Genomic DNA, 20,560 nt, shown 5'->3' with positions numbered 1-20,560 from the left:
GACTGTTCCGATTTCCTAGTCGGCCAGCTCGCGCGGGAGCTTGAAAACCATTTTCTCTTCGGCTGCCACGATGGTTTCCTCGTGCACTTCGCGCCATTCGGAAATCCGTTCGACCACTTCGCGCACCAGCTTTTCGGGGGCAGAAGCGCCAGCGGTCAGGCCCAGCGTCCCGACACCGTCGAGCCAGCTGGGATCTATTTCTTCGGCCCGCTGGATCAGGCGCGCATCCGTGCCGAGCCGCTCTGCGACTTCGACCAGACGCAGCGAATTGGAAGAATTGGGCGCACCGATCACAAGGACGAGGTCGCTGGCTGGCGCGATCCTCTTCACCGCAGCCTGCCTGTTGGACGTCGCGTAGCAGATGTCCTCTGCCTTCGGCCCGTGAATTTCCGGGAATCGCTCATGAAGGGCGGCGATTACTTCTGCCGTGTCGTCGACCGAAAGGGTCGTCTGCGTCAGGTAGGATAGCTCGATCCCGGGTTCGAATTCGAGCTGCTCGACGTCGGCAACCGTTTCGACGAGCGTAATCTCCCCTTCTTCGACCTGGCCCATCGTCCCGATCACCTCCGGATGTCCGGCGTGACCGATAAAGATGATGTGACGTCCCTTTTCGATCTGCCTTTCGGCCTGGCGATGGACCTTGCTCACCAATGGGCAGGTCGCATCGACATAGATCATCTCACGCCGCTCGGCTTCCGCCGGGACCGACTTCGGTACGCCGTGCGCGCTGAAGACGACCGGTGCGCCCTCGGGCACTTCGTCCAGCTCCTCCACGAAGACCGCGCCTTGCTCCTTGAGCGAATCCACCACGTAGCGATTGTGCACGATTTCATGGCGGACATAGACCGGCGCGCCGTATTTCTGGATCGCCCGCTCGACGATTTCGATGGCGCGATCCACCCCTGCGCAGAAGCCCCGCGGGGCAGCAATAAGCAGCGTCAGCGCTGGCCGTTCGGCCTGCGAATTCGAGATGTCCCCGGTTTCGGGCGCTTGCAAGGGAGCGTTCATGCGCCGCCCTCTAGCGCTTTGCGACGCGCGCCGCTAGGGCGTGGTTGACGCTTGTGAAGCTACCAGAAGAACGAAGGACTACCTTTCTATGCGCTCTCGCACCCGCCTGATTTCCGCTGTTGCCCTCGTTGCCGCGCTTTCCGGATGCGCTAGCGAAGGGTCGCTGGTCGTCGACGAGACTGTCGGCATCAGGTCGGTCCTGTCTTCCTGTCCCACCGTCGGCATTCCCGAGTACACCGGCGACATCACCACTTTCCGCACTGCCGGTGATCGCAGCGCGGCGAATATGGACGTCACTGCGACGATCACGAACCTGCGCGAGACCTGCGACGAATCGAGCGAGCGCGTCTATGCGAATGCCACCTTCGATGTGCTTGCTCGCCGCACCGACACTCGCGGTGCCCGCACCGTGACCCTCCCTTACTTCTCGACAGTCGTGCGCGGCGGCACCGCTGTGCAAAGCAAGCGCGTCGGCAATGTCACCCTGACCTTTGCAGACGGTCAGGAACGGGCCCAGGCCAGCGCGCAGGCAGGCGCCTTCATCAATCGCGCAGAAGCCACCTTGCCCGCGGAAATCCGCGAGCGGATCACCCGCAAGCGCAAGGCAGGCGATATCGATGCCGCGCTCGACCCGCTGGCCGATACCGAAGTGCGTGAAGCCCTGCGCCGTGCATCGTTCGAACTGCTGGTCGGTTTCCAGCTCGACCAATCGCAACTGGCATACAACGCCACCCGGTGATCGCAGGGGGTGTGAGCGCGGGTATCCGCGCTTGCGATTCTGCCCAATTCGGCTAGGCGCGCGCCTATGTCGAAAACGCAAACCATCTATGCCGCCTATGGCGAAAAGATCGCTGCCGTTCTGGCCGCTCTCGAGACAGAGGGCGCGCTTCCGGCCGGGACGTCCCATGCCAATGTGACCGTCGAACCGCCGCGCGACCCAAGCCATGGCGACCTTGCGACCAACGCAGCCATGGTCCTGGCCAAGCAGGCGAAGACCAATCCGCGCGAACTTGCGGGCAAGATCGTTGAAAAGCTGTCGGCGGATCCAAGCGTCACGAGCGCAGAGATCGCCGGGCCCGGCTTCATCAACCTTCGCCTTGACCCTGCTTCATGGCTCGCCGAACTGGGCGCGATTGCTTCGAGCGGCGACGCTTACGGCAGCTCGTCCATGGGCGAAGGGCGGAGCGTCAATGTCGAATATGTCTCGGCCAATCCGACCGGGCCGATGCACATGGGGCACTGCCGCGGCGCAGTCGTAGGTGACGCGCTCGCCAGCCTGCTCGGATTTGCCGGGCACAAGGTGATCCGCGAATATTACGTCAACGATGCCGGGAGCCAGGTCGATACGCTCGCACGCTCGGCGCATCTGCGCTACCGCGAAGCGCTGGGCGAAGAGATCGGCGAAATTCCTGAAGGGATGTATCCGGGCGACTATCTGGTCGCCGTGGGACAGCGACTGGCGGACAATTTTGGCGACAAATATGTCGGCAAGGACGAGAGCGAATGGCTCGCCCTGTTCAAGGCCGAGGCTGTCGATGCCATGATGGACCAGATCCGCGACGACCTCGCCCTGCTCGGCATCCGTCACGATGTTTTCTCATCCGAAGCAGCGCTGCAGGCGGCAGGGAAGCCCGAACAGGCGGAGGCATGGCTGCGCCAGCACGACCTCGTCTATGACGGCGTTCTCGAACAACCCAAGGGCAAGGTCGTGGATGACTGGGAACCGGTAGAGCTGCCGCTGTTCCGCTCGACCAAGTTCGGCGACGACCAAGATCGCCCGATCAGGAAGTCCGACGGCAAGTGGACCTATTTCGGGGCCGATCTCGCCTATCACATGCAGAAGGCGGAGGATGCCGACGAGCTGATCGACATCTGGGGTGCCGATCACGCGGGTACGGTAAAGCGCATCAAGGCAGCGGTCGCCGCCCTTTCCGAAGGTAGCGGCAAGCCGATCCCCTTCGACGTGAAACTGGTCCAGATGGTCCAGCTGCTGCGCGGCGGCGAACCGGTGAAAATGTCCAAGCGTTCGGGCAATTTCGTCACCATCGCGGATATGGTCGAAGAAGTCGGCAAGGATGTCGTGCGTTTCACCATGCTGACCCGCAAGCCCGAAGCCCAGATGGATTTCGATTTCGCCAAGGTGGTCGAAGCGTCGAAGGACAATCCGGTCTTCTACGTCCAATATGCCAACGCCCGCATCCATTCGACCCTGCGCAAGGCAGCGGCGGAAGGTTTCGCGCCGAACGCCGACAATCTCGGCCTTCTGGGCGAGGAGGAGCTGGCGCTCGTCAAGCAGGCAGCGCAGTTCCCGCGCGAAGTCGAAGCGGCGGCCAAGGCGCGCGAACCGCATCGCATCGCTTTCTATCTCTATGACCTCGCAGGTGCGTTCCATGCCTATTGGAACCTGGGCAATGACCGCCCGGACAAGCGCTTCATCGTGGCACAAGATGGCGATTTGACCGGTGCACGGCTTTTCCTCGCGGTCCAGTTAGGGCAAGTTATCCGGAACGGCTTACGCATTCTGGGCGTGGAAGCCGTCGAGGAGATGTGACCATGATTGCGGGCGAGAACGAGGGCACAAGCGGCGGCAACGCCGAACTCGCGCTCAACGAGGACGAGAGCCTTCCCTGGCTCGAGGCCGACGATTACGAGGATGAAGGCGGCGTCGACGCTGCCCGGATCATCGGATTTGCGGCAGTCCTGCTCGTTCTTCTGGCAGCTATCATTGGCGGCATCTGGTGGTTCTCGAACCGTGGCGGCGACACTGAGCTGATGGCCGACGGCAGCACGATCGAAGCGCCCGCCCAGCCCTACAAGACAAAGCCCGCAGACGCTGGTGGCAAGCAGTTTGCCGGCACCGGAAATGTCGCTCCGGGTGTGGGCGAAGGCAAGACGACCGAAGGCAAGCTGCAGGAAGTCAAAACTGCGCCTGCTCCCACAATCGAAACGCGAACGACAGAGGACAAGCCGGTCGCTGTCGACGGCGTCGGAGTCCAGGTCGGCGCCTATGGTTCGCGCGCCCGTGCCGAAGCCGGTTGGGTCGCTCTGCAGAGGCAGACGACGGCCCTGAACGGAGTGCGCCACCGCGTGCTCAAGGGCGAGGCAGATATCGGCACGGTCTATCGCTTGCAGGCGGTTGCAGGCGACCTTTCGGGGGCGCGTGCGCTGTGCAGCCAGTTGAAGGCTGACGGATTGGCCTGCCAGGTCAAACGCTGAATTTTGCCCGATTTCAGAGCACCCGAGGGTGACTGAACGGGACAGAAAAGGCGCAAGAGCGGCAGAGCGGGCCGGAAAAGCGCCTTTTCCCCCGCGTTCCCCCTATCAACGCTTGCCTTTTGCCCCCTGAAAAAGAATCCTCACCAACATGACGCCTGCCATTTTCGGTATCGCCGGGCCCGAGCTTACGGCGGACGAACGCGCCTTCTTCAAGGAGGCCGATCCGGTCGGCTACATCCTCTTCGCGCGTAACTGTGTCGATCGCGAGCAACTGCGGCGGTTGACCGACGATCTGCGCGTCATTCACGGGCGCGAACGGCTGCTGGTCTCGATCGACCAGGAAGGCGGCCGGGTGGCACGGCTTCGCCCTCCGCACTGGAGCGATTTCCCGAGCGGCGAAGCTTTCGACCATCTTTACGCGATCGCTCCGGCGAGCGCGATCGAGGCGGCGCGGGCCAATGCCCACGCCATGGCGCTCGAGCTGGCTGAAATGGGCATCACGGTCGATTACCACCCGCCGCTCGACGTGCGGCAGGAAGGCGCTCACGACGTCATCGGAGACCGTGCGCTCGGTTCCGATCCGCAGCAGGTGGCGGCAATCGGGAGAGGCATCCTGGACGGCCTCGCCAAGGGCGGCGTAGCCGGATGCATCAAGCATATGCCAGGCCACGGGCGCAGCATGTGCGATACCCACAAGGAAATGCCGACGGTCACCGCATCAGCCGACGAACTCGAAAGCGATCTCGCGCCCTTCCGCGCACTAAGCGATGCGCCGATTGGCATGACGGGGCACCTCCTGTTCACCGCGTGGGATGAGGCAAATCCCGCCACTTTGTCCGCGACCATCATCGAAAACATCATTCGCGCCAAAATCGGCTTCGACGGGCTGCTGCTGACGGACGACATCGACATGCAGGCGCTGGACGGGACGATCCCCGAGCGGTCTGCCCGCGCGATCGCCGCCGGGTGCGACGTCGTGCTCAATTGCTGGGCGAAAATGGAAGACCAGCTGGGCATCGCTGACGTCCTTCCAGCGTTGTCGGTAAAGGGTGCCCAAAGGCTCGAACGAGCGCTCGCGGGAACCGCGATCCGCGATGAAAGCGATGCGAAGGCAGAGCTTCTGGCGAAACGCGACGCATTGCTCGCTATCGTCGGAGAGCGCGCATGAGCGGCGACGGGCTGATGTTCGATACTCCTTCGGATACGGAGGGCGAGGAAGACTGGGACGGCATTGCTGCTGCCAAGTCGGAAGACAGCGCGCTCTATCTCGAACTCGATGGCTGGGAAGGGCCGCTCGACCTCTTGCTCGACCTCGCGCGGCGGCAAAAGGTCGACCTGCGGCAGATATCCATCCTCTCCCTTGTCGATCAGTATCTGACCTATATCGAGCGGGCCGAGGCGTTGCGGCTGGAGCTGGCGGCAGATTACCTGGTGATGGCGGCTTGGCTCGCCTACCTCAAGTCCGCACTGCTCTTGCCGAAGGACGAGCAGGAAGATCCGAGCCCCGAAGAACTCGCTTTGCGGTTGCAACTGCGCCTGCAGCGGCTCGGCGCGATGCGTGAAGCTGCAGCACGGTTGATGGCGCGTGACCGCATCGGGCGCGACGTTTTCATACGCGGCGCACCCGAAGGCCTGCGGATCGATCGCAAAACGGCGTGGAAGAGCGATACCTATTCGCTGATCCAGGCGTACGGGCAGGTGAAGGCGCGCACCGCGCCGCGGATCTATCACGTGTCCGATCGTCCGGTGATGACGCTCGATAGCGCGCTCGACCGCGTGTCGGCGATGCTCGGCGTCACGCTAGAATGGATGGACCTGAAGGATTTCCTCCCGCCGCATGCCGAGCCGCGCCTCAGAAAGAGCGCGCTCGCATCCAGCTTCGTTGCGGCGCTCGAACTTGCACGGCTTGGCCGCGCCGAGATCGACCAGGAGGAAATTTTCGGCAATCTCCGCATCCGCCGGATCGTCCAGTGACGCAGGCGCCGGACGAGATCATGCGTTCGGTCGAAGCGACGCTGTTCGCAGCAGAAGAGCCGATGTCGGTCGAGGCACTGGCCGGGCATCTCGGTGGGCTGGAAGCGCCGGTCGTGCGAGAAGCCCTGCGCGATTTGCAGGCGCATTACGAAAAGCGCGGTGTGCAACTGGTCGAGCGAGGCAAGCGCTGGCATTTCGAGACCGCACCCGACCTTGCGCACCTGCTGCGGCGCGAGCGTGAGCAGGTCAGGCGACTGAGCCGCGCTGCCACCGAAGTCCTCGCAATCGTCGCCTACCACGAGCCGGTCAGCCGAGCGGAAATCGAATCGATCCGCGGGGTCCAGACAGCCAAGGGCACGCTCGACGTGCTGATGGAGGCTGGATGGATCAGGATGGCAGGCAGGCGCGAGGTTCCGGGCCGTCCGGTAATTTATGCAACCACGCCCGAATTCCTCGAACATTTCGGCCTGTCGAGCAGGCGCGATCTGCCTGGAATCGATGAGTTGCGCGCCGCAGGATTGCTCGATCCGGTGGACGAAGCGCTGGATGCTGCGATGCAGCCCGACGAACCCGATGATGATGGCGAGCAGGACGATATCGAAGACGCCGACGAATTTGCTGACGAGGACGATTTTTCGGCAGACCCTAACGGCTGACTGGCGTTAGGTCCCGGCAACGCCTATATCGGGCATTCCTGACTATTTGAGAGATATCCAATGAGCCTCGGTCCTTGGCAGCTGATCATTATCGCCCTCGTCATCCTCGTCCTGTTTGGGCGTGGCCGCATCTCCGAGATGATGGGTGACTTCGGCAAGGGCATCAACAGCTTCAAGAAGGGCATGAACGAAGACAGCGAGGCATCTTCCCAGGCTTCCCCGCGAATCGAAGGGCCTTCGCACGAGGCAAAGCCTGCAAGCGAAGCTGCCAAGGATCCGCAACCTGCCGATCGGGGCGAAAGCGCCGACTGATCCAGTAGCGCCGAGCGGTTGCCATGTTTGATATCGGCGCAAGTGAACTGCTGGTCATTGTGATCGTGGCGGTACTCGTCATCGGACCCAAAGACATGCCGATGGCGCTGCGCGCCGCGGGGCGGTGGATCGGCAAGATCCGCCGCGTTTCCAGTCATTTCCGTACCGGGATCGACGCCATGGTGCGCGAGGCCGAGCTCGAGGAAATGGAAAAGAAGTGGAAGGCGCAGAACGAAGAAATCATGGCGCGTTCGAGGGCCGAAGGAGAGATGGCCGGACCGCCGCTCGATCCCGCCGATCTTGGCGCGCCCTATGCCGAGGCTGAAAGCCGGCTGACCCACGATCCGAATTCGGACGATCCGGCACCTGATGCAATTGATGCCGGGGAGGTGGATAAGGCGAAAAGCAAGTCGGGTCCCGACCAGGAACCCGAATTGCCGCTCGGGAAGGGCACCTGATGGCTTTCAAGATCAGCGATCTCGACGAAACGCAGGCTCCTTTGCTCGACCATCTGGTGGAACTTCGCACGCGGCTGATGCGCAGCTTCGTTGCCCTGATGGTGGGCTTCGCAATCTGCCTCTATTTTGCGGACCCGATCCTGGGATTTCTTGTACAGCCGCTGAAGGCGGCCTTCCCGGAAGGCCAGGGCCAGCTGATTTTCACTAAGTTGTACGAAGTATTCTTCGTCGAGCTCAAAGTGGCGTTGTTCGCCGGCTTCTTCGTCAGCTTCCCGATCATTGCCAACCAGTTGTGGGCCTTCGTCGCACCCGGCCTCTATGCGCGCGAGAAGCAGGCGTTTCTCCCGTTCCTGATTGCGACGCCGATCCTGTTTACCGCTGGCGCGGCGCTTGCCTATTTCGTCGTCATGCCGACAGCGTTCCGCTGGTTCCTAGGCTTCGAGGGAAGTGCAGGGGGCCTCGCAATCGAAGCCCTGCCTAGTGCAGGGGATTATCTCGGCCTGGTGATGCAGTTCATCCTCGCGTTCGGGATCAGCTTCCTGCTGCCGGTATTGTTGCTGCTGCTCAATCGAGCGGGAATCGTCAGCCGGGCGCAATTGTCGGCTGCGAGGCGCTACGTCGTGGTGGGAGTGGTTGCGCTGGCCGCAGTGGTGACGCCGCCCGACCCGGGATCGCAGATCATCCTCGCCATCCCCTTGCTGCTGCTGTTCGAAGGGTCGCTGGTCCTTATGCGCTTCCAGGAACGCAAGGGCACAGCCGAAGCGGCCGAAAGCGAAAGCAGCGCAGGCAAAGAGATTGCCCCGAGCGGGGACTGATCAACGGGCTCGATAACCGCGCTAGCTTTGGACTAGTTGTGGCCGGGTACTGTCAGGGTAAGCCGCGCCCGAAGTGTTCAACCGGATCGCGCGCCAAACACACCGGCCAGGCGGGCGGGGACTGTAATTCCTGAGCTGACCCTCATCATGCCCACGCGGATTGCAGGCACGAAAAAACGGGGCCCCGAAGGACCCCGTTATAATTTCGATGAAGCTTAAAGCTTAGGCGCTGATTGGATCGTCGTCGCCGCCCGAACCGGCAGCAATAACGATACCAGCGATGATTGCAGCAGCAGCAAGAATGGCAAGGATGATGCCCGAGCCGTTGCCGTCTCCGCCGAGTTCGCTCGCACCTTCAACCGGAGCGGCACCACGATCGAGCGCAGCTTCTGCGACAGCCGGCGATGCGGCAAGCGAAAGTGCTGCGGTAGCAGCAGCGAGATTACGGAACTTCATCGATTCGTCTCCTATGAGCTCTCTATTCAAAATACGCTTCTTCACTAAGCGAGCTAAACTTGTGTGACAAGCCCCAAATTACGTAACGTCAGGCCCGAAACGACCTGAAAACCAGCCGAATTGAACAGTTTACGGAATGTGTGATAATTATGTCGCTACACCCGCCCCTGGAAACTCGACCTCTTAAACTCTTCGTTTGTCGGATCCCACCTCCGACAATGGTGGTGACTTTGCCCGAAAACGCCATCACCTGCCTCGGGTCTAAGCCCCAAGTATTACAATAACATGCCAAGCCATAGAATGGTTCCGGCACGAATTGCCGAATTATTCCTAATCTAAGGTTAAACGCGCCGATCTTGCGACAAAGCGTTGAATGAACGGGATGATCAGTTGGCTGAATAGACCTTTTCGCCGCCGACCCAGGTTTCGATGACCTTGGTTGCGCGCAGTTCCGAAGGTGATGCGAGCAAGGGATCGGTGTCCACCAGGATGAAGTCCGCCCGTTCGCCGGCAACCAGCTTTCCGAATCGGCCCTCGGCAAATCCGGCATAGGCCCCGCCTGCCGTATAGGCTGCGATTGCCGCCTCACGGGTCACGACTTCTTCAGGGTGCCATCCACCGAATGGATCGCCATTGGCATCCGTCCGGCTGATCGCTGCGGCCAGTCCGGCAAAGACGTCGGTTCTTTCAACCGGGGCATCGGAACCGAAGGCGAGCGGGGCACCTTGGGCGGCTATCGAACGCCAGGCATAGGCACCGTCGAGGCGGTTTTCGCCCAGCCGCGCTTCTGCCATCAGCCGGTCGGAAGTCTGGTGGACCGGCTGCATGGAAGCGATGATGCCATGCTTGCCGAACCGGGCGATGTCCTGCGGGTCGACGATCTGGGCATGTTCGATACGCCAGCGGCGGTCTCCCTTATAGGCTTCGCTCAGTTCCTCGATCGCGCCCAGCACTTCTGCATTGGCGGCATCGCCGATCGCATGGACGGCGACCTGGAATTCGCCCATCGAAGCCTTGCTCATCAGGTTGCGTAGCTGGGCCGAACTCAGCAGCGGAAGTCCAAAATGCGAGCCTTCATCGGCGTAGGATTCCTTCAGCAGCGCACCGCGCGAACCCAGCGCCCCGTCCATGTACAGCTTGATCCCGTTGAGCCTGAGTCGGTCCTCGTATAGCCACGGGGTCGGGCGCGGTCCGGCGATCAGTTCCATCGAGGCGATGCTGTCGGCGTACGACATGATGCGCAGTTTGAGGGCACCGAGATCGCCGGCGCGGCGGAAGGTCTGCCATGCCTCTACCGAAGTGCCCATGTCGGCAACGGCAGTAATACCGTCGGCGAAGAAGATCTGCTGGGCCTTGCGGAAAGCGAGGTCGTTATCTTCGGGGCGGGGCGAAGGGAGCACCTTGCCAACCAGTTCGATCGCGGCATCGACAAAGACACCTTCGGGATCGCGCGATCCGGCTTTGCGCGTAATGCGCCCGCCTACAGGATCCTTGGTCGCCGCTGTAATGCTCGCCCGTTTCAGCGCTTCCGTATTGACCCATGCCGCATGGCCATCGACCCGCTCCATGAAGACCGGGCGGTCGGGCAGGACGGCGTCGAGCTCGCTTGCAGTCGGGAAACGGCCGAGGCCCCATTTCTCTTGGTTCCAGCCCCTGCCGATGATCCACGGGCGGCTGGGATTTGCGTCCGCGAAGGCGCGGATCGCGGCCTGCGCTTCGGCGAGCGAATTGGTTTCCTGCAGGTCGAGGGTCAGTGCGCCGAGGCCCACGCCCATCACATGCGCGTGCGCATCGATGAAGCCGGGCAGCATGACGCGGCCCTTTCCATCTTCGCGAAAATCGACGTTCTTGGGACGATCCCCGCCGCGCTTCACGATTTCCCGGACGCGGCCGTCGTCGTCGATGACGATACCGGTAAAGCGCACGACAGTGCCGTCCTCGCTGACAGTGATGCCGTTGACGTTATCGATCAGCGTGTCGGCCTGGGCCTGGTTCGCTGCCAGTGCGATAGCGAGGGCACCAAGCCCGGCAAGAATGCGTGTCATCGATTTTCTCCCTTGGGCAGGCGGCTGATCAAGGCGCTCGTATCGAGCCTTCCGCCGCCTGCGGCCTGTATTTCGGCATAGAACTGGTCGACCAGAGCGCTGACCGGGGACGAAAGTCCCAGCCGCCGCGCTTCGTCCAGTGCATATCCCAGATCCTTGCGCATCCAGTCGATGGCGAAGCCGAAATCGAATTCGTCCGCAACCATGGTCTGCCAGCGGTTGTTCATCTGCCAGCTTTGCGCAGCGCCACCCGAAATGGCTTCGTAGGTCTTCTCGAGGTCCAGCCCTGCCGCCTGCGACAGGCGAATGGCTTCCGACAGTCCGGCAAGCACGCCGGCGATACAGAACTGGTTGGCCATCTTGGCAGTCTGTCCCGCACCGGTCGGGCCGACATGCACGATGCGCGCGGCATAGCAGTCCATCACCGGCGTGGCGCGTGACATCGGGCCTGCTTCTCCCCCGCACATGATCGCAAGCTTGCCGTTTTCGGCGCCCGCCTGTCCGCCTGACACCGGAGCATCGACGAAACCGATTCCGCGATCTGCTGCAAGCGCGGCAAGCTCGCGGGCGAGATCGGCCGAAGTCGTCGTGTGATCGACGAGCACGGAGCCCTGTTTCATTGCGGAAAGCACGCCGTGGTCGCCCAGCGTCACGGATCGCAGGTCGTCGTCGTTTCCTACACAGGTGAAGACGATGTCGGCGTCCGCAGCCGCTTCGGCCGGTGTCGCCGCAAAATCGACGTCCAGCCCCTCTTCGGTCCAGGCATCACGCCAGTTTTGCGCGCGGGCGGCGGACCGATTGTAGGCAGTCACCTTGTGTCCGGCCCTTGCGAGGTGACCCGTCATCGGCCCACCCATGACACCCAATCCGATAAATGCGCAGCTTACGGTCTCATTCATGGTTGGAAGGCGTTAAAGACAATTTGCCGCCCTGCAAACATATTCGCGTTGCCCTTTCCAGGGGGACGACCTAGGCGGTGGCCATGACTGCGAAACCGGCTTTTGCCACCCCCGCCGAAGCGCGCGAAGCGCTGACACTCGACGATATCCGCTCGGCTGCCGAGCGGATTCGCGGCGCTGTGGTGCGGACGCCGATGATGCATTCCAAGACGCTTTCCAACATCGCGGGATGCGAAATCTGGCTGAAGTTCGAAAACCTCCAGTTCACCGCAGCCTATAAGGAGCGGGGTGCGCTCAACGCCCTGCTGCACCTCACCGAAGAGCAGCGTAAGCGTGGCGTGATCGCGGCGTCGGCAGGCAATCACAGCCAGGGCCTTTCCTATCATGGCACCCGCCTGGGTGTGCCGGTCACCATCGTGATGCCGCGCACCACGCCGACCGTGAAAATCATGCAGACCGAAAGCGTCGGCGGCAATGTCGTGCTCGAAGGGGAAACCTTCGACGAAGCATATGCCCATGCGCGCAAGCTCGAAAAGGAAATGGGCCTCACCTTCGTGCATCCGTTCGACGATCCGATCGTTGCGGCGGGGCAGGGCACAGTCGGCCTCGAAATGCTCGAGGACCAGCCGGACCTCGATTGCATCGTCGTCCCGATCGGCGGCGGCGGGTTGATTTCCGGCATTGCGACCGCGGCCCATGCGATCAAGCCGGGCATCGAGATCGTGGGCGTCCAGGCGGCGCTGTTCCCCTCCATGTACGCCAAGCTGAAGGGCGAGGACATGGCCTGCGGCGGCGACACGCTGGCAGAAGGCATCGCGGTCAAGGCACCGGGTGAGTTCACCTCCAAGATCATCGGCGAACTCGTCGACGAGATCCTGCTGGTGGACGAGGAAGAGCTTGAAACCGCTGTTTCGCTATTGCTCCAGATCGAGAAGACCGTGGTCGAAGGTGCGGGCTCTGCAGGACTTGCTGCGGTCCTCGCCAACCCCGATCTTTTCAAGGGCAAGAAGGTCGGGCTGGTGCTGTGCGGTGGCAATATCGACACCCGCCTGCTGGCCAATGTCCTGCTGCGCGATCTTGCCCGGCAGGGTCGCCTTGCGCGTTTGCGGGTCACCTTGCAGGACCGCCCGGGCGCACTGTTCAGGGTGATGAAGGAATTCGACGATCACAACGTCAACATCATCGAAATCTATCACCAGCGCATCTTTACTTCGCTGCCGGCGAAGGGCCTGATTACCGACATCGAATGCGAAGCGCGCGACCGCGAACAGCTCGATGCTCTGGTTAAGGCGCTGCGGGCAAAGAACTATGCGGTGAGCCTCGTCGAACTCAACTGATCGCTGATCCGCGCTCCTCTGGCGTGGAAATGTGCAAAGTAATCCGATATTTACCATGTTTCATGGTTAAGGGACTTTTACCGCCGGTCAGGAACAGGCATAACATCGTCTTAACGCGACAAGCCCCGATTCCTATTTTCCGAGAGGACCCGGTAGTACCGTGACGGCACCGATCCGCTTTCCCCGTTTCTTCGTGACAAGCCCTGCGCCGTGTCCGTACCTTCCGGGGCGAAGCGAGCGTAAGGTTTTCACGGAACTGAAGGGGCAGCATTCGGATCAGCTGAACGAAGCGCTTGGCCGCATCGGATTCCGCCGCAGCCAGACCGTCGCCTATCGCCCCAGCTGTATCGATTGCCAGGCCTGCGTTTCGGTGCGCGTCGTCGCGGGCCAGTTCCAGCCTTCGAATACGCAGAAACGCATCCTCAAACGCAATGACGACATCGTCATTACCGAATGCCGCCCGTGGGCGACCGAAGAACAGTTCGCTCTGCTGCTCAAATATCTCGGCGTTCGCCATCCCGATGGCGGCATGGCTGCGATGGACGAGATGGATTACGCCGACATGGTGGAGCACACTCCCGTCACCACCAGCCTCATCGAATATCGCGAGCCGGGCCAAAACGGAGAGCCGGGTCGTCTTATCGGCGCATGCCTGACCGACCGCCAAGGTGACGGTCTTTCGATGATCTACAGCTTTTACGACCCCGAACATAAGTCGCGGTCGGGGCTTGGAAATTTCATTATTCTGGACCATATTCGCAGGGCTGCCGAGGAAGGGTTGCCCTATGTTTATCTCGGCTACTGGGTCGAGGGTTCGCAGCGGATGCAGTATAAGGTCCGCTATCGCCCGCTTGAGCGGCTTACCCGCGAGGGTTGGGTTGCAATGTCACCTGAAGAACAGGACCAACTCATCGCCGATGCGACCAAGCGCCGCAATCCAGTGCCTTCCGCACTCGGCAAGGATGGAAAGCCTGCCCGCGTTCCGACCGACTGACAAAATCCGTCACATCACGGTAAGTTTGCTGGCGCTGGCAATCGGTGTCCAGCCGCTCGCTGCAGCCGCGCAGGATCGCAATGCGCCGGCGACGCTCGAAGATCTCATCCCCGATAGCGCGGTGGACAACCCAGACGCCTGGGCCACGGGCGATGCAGAAGCTGCCGAACCGACAGAAAGCGCGCTCGACCCGGATTCGCCGATGGCGGAATTGCCCGGTGTCGAAGTGGCGTGGCCCGATGAACTGGATATTCCCGAGCCCGAACCGATCGAGCAGGTCGAAACGGAAGAGGATGCTTTTGCAGGCCTTGAAGAGTTTCGCAGGGGTGGGGAGCGGGCCAATGGCGGTGACCGGGCCGAGGTGGAAGGCCGCGATTTCATCCGCATCGACGACCGTCTGATCATCGGCTTTCCCGACGATAACGACGGTTTCCCGGAAAAAACGGAGTTCGTGTCGCGGTTCAAGGCGCTCTCGACCATCGAACAACTCGATGGCGATGAGGCAAGCGTCGCGCAAATTTCGCGCCGGGCAGAAGCTGACGCGGAACTGCTTGCCCGCCTGATGCGGATCTACGGCTATTACGGCGCGCAGGTGAACCGGACGGTCGGTTCGCGCAGGCCGGGCGAGGATCGCGCCGAAACCGATCCGGTCGTGCGTTTCGACATTCTTCCCGGAGAACGATTTGCCTTCGGCGAGATCGATCTCGGCAATCTCGCGGCGGCTCCGGACTACGAGCAGTTGCGGGCCAGTTTCGATATCCAGACAGGGATGGCACTCAACAGCGATAAGATCGTTGCCGAGCAGCGCGATCTCGATACCGAATTGGGCGAAACGGGCTATCCCTTTGCGGCGATCGACGCGCCGGAATTGCTGGTCGACCATGACCGGCTCGAAGGCGATCTCACCATGCCGGTCGAACCTGGTGGGAAATATGTCTTCAGCGAAGTCAATTCGAGCCTGCCGGAATTCCTGTCGAGCAAGCACCTGTCGCGCATTGCGCGCTTCGACAAGGGTGATGTGTACCAGCGCAGCCTGGAACAGGATTTGCGCCGCGCGATCCTGGCGACGGGGCTCGTATCCTCGATCACCATCACTCCGCGCAAGCTTACCGAACCTGTCGGCGACGAGCCGGGCGAACTCGCGCTCGACGTCGGGCTGCAGAAAGCGGACCTGCGAACGATCGCCGGGGCAATTGGTTACGGCTCGGAAGATGGTTTCAAGCTCGAGGCGAGCTGGGAACATCGCAACTTCTTCCCGCCCGAAGGTTCCATCAAGTTCCGCGCCATCGCCGGTACGCGCGAACAGCTCGCCAGCGTCGGTTACAAGCGCAACAATTTCAAGGCCCGCGACCAGGTCCTTACTCTCGACGCCTATGCCAGCAACATAACCACCGATGCGGTCGAAGCGCGTTCGGTTGCCGTGATCGCAGGGTTCGAACGTCTCTCAAACCTGCTGTTCCAGAAGCCATTCAGCTGGGCAGTGGGTGGCGGCTTCATATGGTCCGATGAAAGGAACCGGGTGATCGGGGGGATAGCCCGTGAACGCCAGGAATACCTGATTGGCGGCGTCTATGGCCGCGCGACGATCGACACCAGTGACTCGCTGCTAGACCCTTCGAAGGGGTTTCGGGTTACGGCATATCTCGCGCCCGAGGTGTCACGGTCGAGGGGCACGGAAACTTTCTATCTGCGAAACCAGCTGGACGGGACGTATTATCGACAGATTGGCAGTAACGTCGTGCTCGCGGGTCGCGGGCAATTTGCAAGCATTCAGGGTGCAGAGACTTTTCAGATAGCGCCTTCGCGCCGACTCTATTCGGGGGGAGGCGGCTCGGTTCGCGGTTACGGTTACCAGGCCGTGGGTCCCCGCAACGATTTCGGGGAGCCAACTGGGGGTCGATCACTCGTCGAAGGGTCCATCGAAGCTCGCATCGACACCGGATTTCTCGGCGGGGCAGTTCAGGTTGTGCCCTTCATCGACATGGGGTCGGTTTCGATCGAGAAAATCCCCGATTTCCGGTTCGTGAATTGGGGTGTCGGCGTGGGCGTGCGATACAAGACAGGCTTTGGACCGATCCGGGTTGATGTCGGTGTGCCGCTCAACCGTAACCCTCTCTTCGACAGTCCCGTGGCAGTCTATGTCGGGCTGGGCCAGGCGTTCTGATGTCCGAAGACGACCAGATCGACGCAGAGAGCGACACCCCGCAGCGCAAGCGCAAACGCCGCTGGGCGAAACGGCTCGGCTGGGCACTAGCGATCCTGCTGGCGCCGCTGGTGCTGGCGATGATCGTCATCAATTCGCCAATCGGAAAGCGTTTCATTGCCGAACAAATTGCGGCTATCGCACCTGCGTCGGGCTTGCGCTTCACCGTCGGACGGATCGATGGCGACCTGTACGGCGAGGCTGTCCTGCACGATGTCGTGCTCTACGATCCCAAGGGCGCATTCCTGACGATCCCGCGGGTCGAGTTGGACTGGCGTCCGCTCGCATGGCTCTCGAGCGGGCTCGACGTCCGCCAGCTTTCTGCACGGCGCGCCACGCTTTCGCGTGTGCCCGAGCTTTTGCCTGGCGATCCCGACGCGCCGATCCTGCCCGACTTCGATATCCGGATCGACGAGTTCGAAATCGACAATCTGACTGTTGCGAAGGGCGTCATCGACGACCGCTCGCACCGTGTCGACCTCAATGCCCGGGCGGATATCCGGTCAGGGCGCGTCTTCATGGAGGCGACCGGCAAGCTTGGGCGAGAGGACAGGCTCGCCCTGCTGGTCGAGGCGGAACCCGATGGCGACAAGTTCGACATGGATCTCGACTACACTGCCCCGCGCGGCGGCGTCATTGCAGGGTTGATAGGGGCCAAGGCCGGTTACCGAGCGCGTATCAAGGGTGATGGCACCTGGACGAAATGGCTAGGTCACGCGCTGATCCAGCGCGAAGGCGAAAGATTTGCGGCGTTCCGCGTGACCAACCGCGCCGGGACTTACGACCTGCTTGGACAGGTCCTGCCGAGCGGTGCAATGGGGCAGGGACTGCTTGCCGATGCCCTTGGTAACACTGTGCGCCTTGGTGCAACCGGCACGCTCGAGGACAGCGTTCTCGATGGCAAGGTCAGGCTGTTCGCAGCAGCGATAAACGGCGTCGCCGAAGGCGCGATCGATCTCGCGGACAATGAGTTCGACGGCCTGCAGGTCGAAGCAGACCTCGTCGATCCCGACCTCTTCGGGGAAAGCCTCGTCCTCAACGATACCTCGCTTTCGGCGACGCTCGACGGCGCGTTCCGCGATCTTTCAGTTGCGCATGACCTGTCTGTCGGAGAACTCGTCAGCGGCGACACGCGCGCGCTCGGGCTCATGCAGGAAGGTGTCGCCCGCTTCGACGGAGCTCAGTGGACCGTTCCGCTGGAAGTTCGCGCAGAACGGGTGATCAGTGGCAGCGAATGGATCGACCCGCGCCTCTTCGATGGGCGCCTCAGTGGTACGCTGCTCTACAGCGGCTCGCGGATTTCGAGCGATGCGCTCAGGATTGCGTTTCCGGGCCTCAACGCCCGCCTGGCCTTGCGCGGCAATCTGGACCAGGGCGCATTCGCTTTGGCAGGCCCCATCGAGGCTCGCGATCTCGCGCTCGACAGCGTGGGAACTGCGAATGCCAACGCAAAGATCGTGTTCAAGACGGCGAGCGGCGCGCCCTGGTCATTGCGCGCGAATTTTGCCGGACGCGTGACCAAGGTCACCAATGCGACCATCGCCAATCTCGCCGGACCACAGCTGACCCTGCGCGGCGGTGTCGCGCTGGGCGGGGCAGAACCGCTGACATTCCGCGATGTCGAGCTGGAATCGGAAAAGCTCACGCTCAACCTCGATGGCAGCATCGATGAAGGGCGCACGAGCCTGGCTGGCAACGGGCGTCATACGCAGTACGGCCCGTTCACAGTCGAGGCTGCGCTCGCAGATGACGGGCCGACCGCGGTCCTGGTGTTTGCCGATCCGTACCCTTCGGCTGGATTGAAGGATGTGCGCGTCGCGCTCGCCCCCAGCGGAGACGGCTTTGCCATCGACACCGAAGGCCAGTCGATCCTTGGTCCGTTCGCAGGTTCGCTCGGACTGGTGGCGCCTGCCAATGGTCCGACGCGCATCGACATCGCCAGCCTTCGTGTCTGGAAGACTGACGTCGCCGGGCAGCTGGTCCTTGGCGATAGCGGGGCCGACGGCACACTCGCGCTTTCCGGCGGCGGTCTTGACGGCAACATCACGCTCAATCCGTCGCGGGGCGGGCAGGCGGTCGTCGTCGATCTGACTGCAAGGAATGCAGTCTTCGGCGGTGCCACCCCGATTGCCATTTCCGATGGCGATATCGACGCAAATGTCCTGCTGGTCGACGGGAACAGCCAGGTCGATGCGCGGGTGGATGCTCGCGGCATAACCTACGGCAATCTGTTCATCGGACGCCTTGCGGGCAAGGCAGACATCACGAACGGTAGCGGCAATGTCGTAGCGACCCTCTCCGGAAGGCGCGGCAGCCGTTTCAACATGCAGGTCGATGCCGACGTCGCGCCAGAGCGTATCGCAGTACTGATGCGCGGTCGTTATTCGGGCCAGCGCATCACCATGCCGCGACGGGCCGTCCTGTCCAAACTGCCGGATGGCGGTTGGAGACTTTCGCCGGCGCAAGTCGGATACGGGGATGGCGTGGTAATCGCTTCGGGTAACTTCGGCGGGGGCGAGACCGCGCTCGACCTGAAACTTGCACGCATGCCCCTTTCGCTTGCCGACGTGCCGGTCAACGACTTAGGGCTCGGCGGGACGATCAGCGGCCTCGTGGAATATCGCGCCAGCGGCAATGCGCCGCCCACCGGCAGCGCCCGGGTCAAGGTGGACAATCTCACGCGTTCGGGCCTCGTCCTGTCCTCACGTCCGGTCGACCTCGCGCTGGTTGCCAATCTCGGGACCGACAGGCTGGAAGCCCGCGCGGTGATCGATGACGAGGGCAAGCGGATCGGCCGCGTACAGGCGCGCATCACCAATGTGCCGCCATCGGGCGACCTGTTCGAGCGGCTGCAGTCCGGCAATCTCTTCGCGCAACTGCGCTATCAGGGCGCGGCCGATGCTCTTTGGCGGCTCGCCGCGATCGACGGGTTCGACCTGACCGGCCCGGTGTCGATCGCCGCCGACGTGACCGGTAGCCTCGCCCAGCCGCAGGTTCGCGGTTCGCTGTCGAGCGATGACCTCCGCATCCAGAGTTCGCTTTCGGGTACGGACATCCGGAGCGTCAGGGCGCGGGGCACCTTCGCCGGATCGCGCCTGCGCATCACCAGCTTCAGCGGCACAGCGCCCAATGGCGGAACGATCAAGGGCAGCGGGATCGTCGACCTTGCCAACCTGTCACCCGGGCGCGGCCCGGAACTGGACCTGAAGGCATCTGTCGACAATGCGCGGCTGCTTAAGGCGAACGGGCTCGATGCAACGATAACCGGACCGCTGCGCATCGTATCGAACGGCATCGGCGGCACGATCGCGGGCAGGGTGCGGGTCAATCGGGCGAGCTGGAAACTCGGCATCGCTGCCGAAGAGGCAGAACTCCCCGATGTTGCCGTGCGCGAAATCAACCTGCCGCCCGACACCGCTCCACGAGTGGCGCAGAGCGCGCCGTGGCGGTACCTGATCGATGCCAGGGCCAGCAGCCGGATCGAAGTCGATGGCATGGGCCTTGACAGCGAATGGGGTGCCGACATCATCCTGCGCGGGACGACCGACGATCCTCGTATCGGGGGCGAGGCTCGCGTAGTGCGCGGCGGCTACAGCTTCGCGGGCACCCGCTTCGAACTGACCCGCGGCATCATCAAGTTCGACGACAGCGTGCCGATCGATCCGCGGCTCGATATCGAAGCCGTGACCGACAAGGGCGGCATTGATGTTACCGTTAATGTCGGCGGCAATTCGCAGCAGCCCGAAATCACGTTCTCTTCCAACCCGGCCCTGCCCGAAGAGGAGATCCTTTCGCGCCTGTTGTTCGGGGATTCGATCACTTCGCTTTCGGCAACCGATGCCCTGCAGCTGGGCGCGGCGCTTGCCAGCCTGCGCGGTGGCGAGGGCATGGACCCGATCAACAAGCTGCGTTCCTCCATCGGCCTCGACCGGCTCCGCATTGTCGGTGCCGATCCGGCGCTCGATCGCGGGACCGGGGTCGCGCTGGGCAAGAACATCGGCCGCAGGTTCTATGTCGAGATCATCACCGATGGTCGCGGTTACAGCGCCACCGAGGTCGAGTTCCGCATCACCAGCTGGCTGGCATTGCTGGGAAGCGTGTCCACCATCGGGCGGAACAACGTATTGGCGGAGATCAGCAAGGACTACTGACCTCCGCCAAGGGGTTTTCAATCTTGAGAGTGAGCC

17 protein-coding genes are annotated in these 20,560 nt (G+C 62.3%); 13 read left to right on the top strand and 4 right to left on the bottom strand.

The window, feature by feature from the left end; all coding sequences use genetic code 11:
* Positions 1 to 15: 15 nt before the first annotated feature.
* Complete coding sequence (ispH, locus tag AMC99_RS09365; protein WP_061925888.1) at positions 16 to 1,008, bottom strand: 4-hydroxy-3-methylbut-2-enyl diphosphate reductase; 993 nt, start codon at positions 1,006 to 1,008, stop codon at positions 16 to 18.
* Between the two features lie 88 nt (positions 1,009 to 1,096).
* On the opposite strand from ispH, the gene AMC99_RS09360 reads away from it, so the two are divergent.
* From AMC99_RS09360 to tatC, 9 genes are all read left to right on the top strand, one after another.
* Positions 1,097 to 1,747 (top strand): hypothetical protein, encoded by a 651-nt coding sequence (locus tag AMC99_RS09360; protein ID WP_061925885.1) that lies wholly within the window; start codon positions 1,097 to 1,099, stop codon positions 1,745 to 1,747.
* 66 nt (positions 1,748 to 1,813) lie between these two features.
* The gene (argS, locus tag AMC99_RS09355) at positions 1,814 to 3,559 is read left to right on the top strand and encodes an arginine--tRNA ligase (RefSeq protein WP_061925882.1); all 1,746 of its coding nucleotides are present in this window, start codon (positions 1,814 to 1,816) and stop codon (positions 3,557 to 3,559) included.
* 2 nt (positions 3,560 to 3,561) lie between these two features.
* On the top strand, positions 3,562 to 4,224 hold the full coding sequence (locus AMC99_RS09350) for an SPOR domain-containing protein (protein WP_061925879.1): 663 nt from the start codon (positions 3,562 to 3,564) through the stop codon (positions 4,222 to 4,224).
* 148 nt (positions 4,225 to 4,372) lie between these two features.
* Positions 4,373 to 5,392 (top strand): beta-N-acetylhexosaminidase, encoded by a 1,020-nt coding sequence (gene nagZ / locus AMC99_RS09345; RefSeq protein ID WP_061925876.1) that lies wholly within the window; start codon positions 4,373 to 4,375, stop codon positions 5,390 to 5,392.
* Entirely contained in the window at positions 5,389 to 6,198 is an 810-nt protein-coding gene (locus tag AMC99_RS09340) for a segregation and condensation protein A (protein ID WP_198143510.1), read from the top strand. The genes nagZ and AMC99_RS09340 overlap by 4 nt, the downstream gene beginning before the upstream one ends.
* A 20-nt stretch (positions 6,199 to 6,218) precedes the next feature.
* Positions 6,219 to 6,854 carry an SMC-Scp complex subunit ScpB gene (gene scpB, locus AMC99_RS09335; RefSeq protein ID WP_061927885.1) on the top strand — a complete coding sequence of 212 codons (636 nt, stop codon included), beginning with the start codon at positions 6,219 to 6,221 and terminating at the stop codon, positions 6,852 to 6,854.
* Positions 6,855 to 6,914: 60 nt separating this feature from the next.
* Positions 6,915 to 7,166: a twin-arginine translocase TatA/TatE family subunit gene (tatA, locus tag AMC99_RS09330; protein ID WP_061925870.1), complete on the top strand. Its 252-nt coding sequence runs from the start codon at positions 6,915 to 6,917 to the stop codon at positions 7,164 to 7,166.
* A gap of 23 nt (positions 7,167 to 7,189) precedes the next feature.
* Positions 7,190 to 7,624 (top strand): Sec-independent protein translocase protein TatB, encoded by a 435-nt coding sequence (gene tatB / locus AMC99_RS09325; protein ID WP_061925868.1) that lies wholly within the window; start codon positions 7,190 to 7,192, stop codon positions 7,622 to 7,624.
* The gene (gene tatC, locus AMC99_RS09320; protein ID WP_061925865.1) at positions 7,624 to 8,439 is read left to right on the top strand and encodes a twin-arginine translocase subunit TatC; all 816 of its coding nucleotides are present in this window, start codon (positions 7,624 to 7,626) and stop codon (positions 8,437 to 8,439) included. Before tatB ends, tatC begins: the two co-directional genes overlap by 1 nt.
* Before the next feature lie 222 nt (positions 8,440 to 8,661).
* Here the strand turns inward: tatC and AMC99_RS09315 are convergent, their stop codons facing one another.
* The 3 genes from AMC99_RS09315 to AMC99_RS09305 form a co-directional block, all read right to left on the bottom strand.
* On the bottom strand, positions 8,662 to 8,895 hold the full coding sequence (locus AMC99_RS09315) for a hypothetical protein (RefSeq protein WP_061925862.1): 234 nt from the start codon (positions 8,893 to 8,895) through the stop codon (positions 8,662 to 8,664).
* A 386-nt stretch (positions 8,896 to 9,281) separates the two neighbouring features.
* Positions 9,282 to 10,940, bottom strand: coding sequence for an amidohydrolase (locus AMC99_RS09310; RefSeq protein ID WP_061925859.1), 1,659 nt, complete (start codon positions 10,938 to 10,940; stop codon positions 9,282 to 9,284).
* Positions 10,937 to 11,839 carry an NAD(P)-dependent oxidoreductase gene (locus AMC99_RS09305; protein WP_061925855.1) on the bottom strand — a complete coding sequence of 301 codons (903 nt, stop codon included), beginning with the start codon at positions 11,837 to 11,839 and terminating at the stop codon, positions 10,937 to 10,939. The genes AMC99_RS09310 and AMC99_RS09305 overlap by 4 nt, the downstream gene beginning before the upstream one ends.
* Before the next feature lie 83 nt (positions 11,840 to 11,922).
* Between AMC99_RS09305 and AMC99_RS09300 the strand changes: the two genes are divergently transcribed.
* From AMC99_RS09300 to AMC99_RS09285, 4 genes are all read left to right on the top strand, one after another.
* Positions 11,923 to 13,176 (top strand): threonine ammonia-lyase, encoded by a 1,254-nt coding sequence (locus AMC99_RS09300; RefSeq protein ID WP_061925852.1) that lies wholly within the window; start codon positions 11,923 to 11,925, stop codon positions 13,174 to 13,176.
* A gap of 160 nt (positions 13,177 to 13,336) precedes the next feature.
* A complete protein-coding gene (locus tag AMC99_RS09295) occupies positions 13,337 to 14,170 on the top strand; it encodes an arginyltransferase (RefSeq protein WP_061925849.1) in 834 nt (277 codons plus the stop codon).
* Entirely contained in the window at positions 14,139 to 16,334 is a 2,196-nt protein-coding gene (locus AMC99_RS09290; protein WP_083440131.1) for an autotransporter assembly complex protein TamA, read from the top strand. The genes AMC99_RS09295 and AMC99_RS09290 overlap by 32 nt, the downstream gene beginning before the upstream one ends.
* Positions 16,334 to 20,524, top strand: coding sequence for a translocation/assembly module TamB domain-containing protein (locus tag AMC99_RS09285; RefSeq protein ID WP_061925846.1), 4,191 nt, complete (start codon positions 16,334 to 16,336; stop codon positions 20,522 to 20,524). Before AMC99_RS09290 ends, AMC99_RS09285 begins: the two co-directional genes overlap by 1 nt.
* The last annotated feature ends 36 nt before the right edge of the window (positions 20,525 to 20,560 follow it).

Source organism: Altererythrobacter epoxidivorans (assembly GCF_001281485.1).
GTDB lineage: Bacteria > Pseudomonadota > Alphaproteobacteria > Sphingomonadales > Sphingomonadaceae > Erythrobacter > Erythrobacter epoxidivorans.
The sequence above is the reverse complement of the archived record's forward strand: the minus strand, read 5'-3'. Positions and strand labels throughout refer to the sequence as shown.

Bases quoted from the DNA above. Each gene is read 5' to 3' on its own strand.
- ispH (WP_061925888.1), bottom strand. From the start codon at position 1,008: ATGAACGCTCCCTTGCAAGCGCCCGAAACCGGGGACATCTCGAATTCG.
- AMC99_RS09360 (WP_061925885.1), top strand. From the start codon at position 1,097: ATGCGCTCTCGCACCCGCCTGATTTCCGCTGTTGCCCTCGTTGCCGCG.
- argS (WP_061925882.1), top strand. From the start codon at position 1,814: ATGTCGAAAACGCAAACCATCTATGCCGCCTATGGCGAAAAGATCGCT.
- AMC99_RS09350 (WP_061925879.1), top strand. From the start codon at position 3,562: ATGATTGCGGGCGAGAACGAGGGCACAAGCGGCGGCAACGCCGAACTC.
- nagZ (WP_061925876.1), top strand. From the start codon at position 4,373: ATGACGCCTGCCATTTTCGGTATCGCCGGGCCCGAGCTTACGGCGGAC.
- AMC99_RS09340 (WP_198143510.1), top strand. From the start codon at position 5,389: ATGAGCGGCGACGGGCTGATGTTCGATACTCCTTCGGATACGGAGGGC.
- scpB (WP_061927885.1), top strand. From the start codon at position 6,219: ATGCGTTCGGTCGAAGCGACGCTGTTCGCAGCAGAAGAGCCGATGTCG.
- tatA (WP_061925870.1), top strand. From the start codon at position 6,915: ATGAGCCTCGGTCCTTGGCAGCTGATCATTATCGCCCTCGTCATCCTC.
- tatB (WP_061925868.1), top strand. From the start codon at position 7,190: ATGTTTGATATCGGCGCAAGTGAACTGCTGGTCATTGTGATCGTGGCG.
- tatC (WP_061925865.1), top strand. From the start codon at position 7,624: ATGGCTTTCAAGATCAGCGATCTCGACGAAACGCAGGCTCCTTTGCTC.
- AMC99_RS09315 (WP_061925862.1), bottom strand. From the start codon at position 8,895: ATGAAGTTCCGTAATCTCGCTGCTGCTACCGCAGCACTTTCGCTTGCC.
- AMC99_RS09310 (WP_061925859.1), bottom strand. From the start codon at position 10,940: ATGACACGCATTCTTGCCGGGCTTGGTGCCCTCGCTATCGCACTGGCA.
- AMC99_RS09305 (WP_061925855.1), bottom strand. From the start codon at position 11,839: ATGAATGAGACCGTAAGCTGCGCATTTATCGGATTGGGTGTCATGGGT.
- AMC99_RS09300 (WP_061925852.1), top strand. From the start codon at position 11,923: ATGACTGCGAAACCGGCTTTTGCCACCCCCGCCGAAGCGCGCGAAGCG.
- AMC99_RS09290 (WP_083440131.1), top strand. From the start codon at position 14,139: ATGGAAAGCCTGCCCGCGTTCCGACCGACTGACAAAATCCGTCACATC.
- AMC99_RS09285 (WP_061925846.1), top strand. From the start codon at position 16,334: ATGTCCGAAGACGACCAGATCGACGCAGAGAGCGACACCCCGCAGCGC.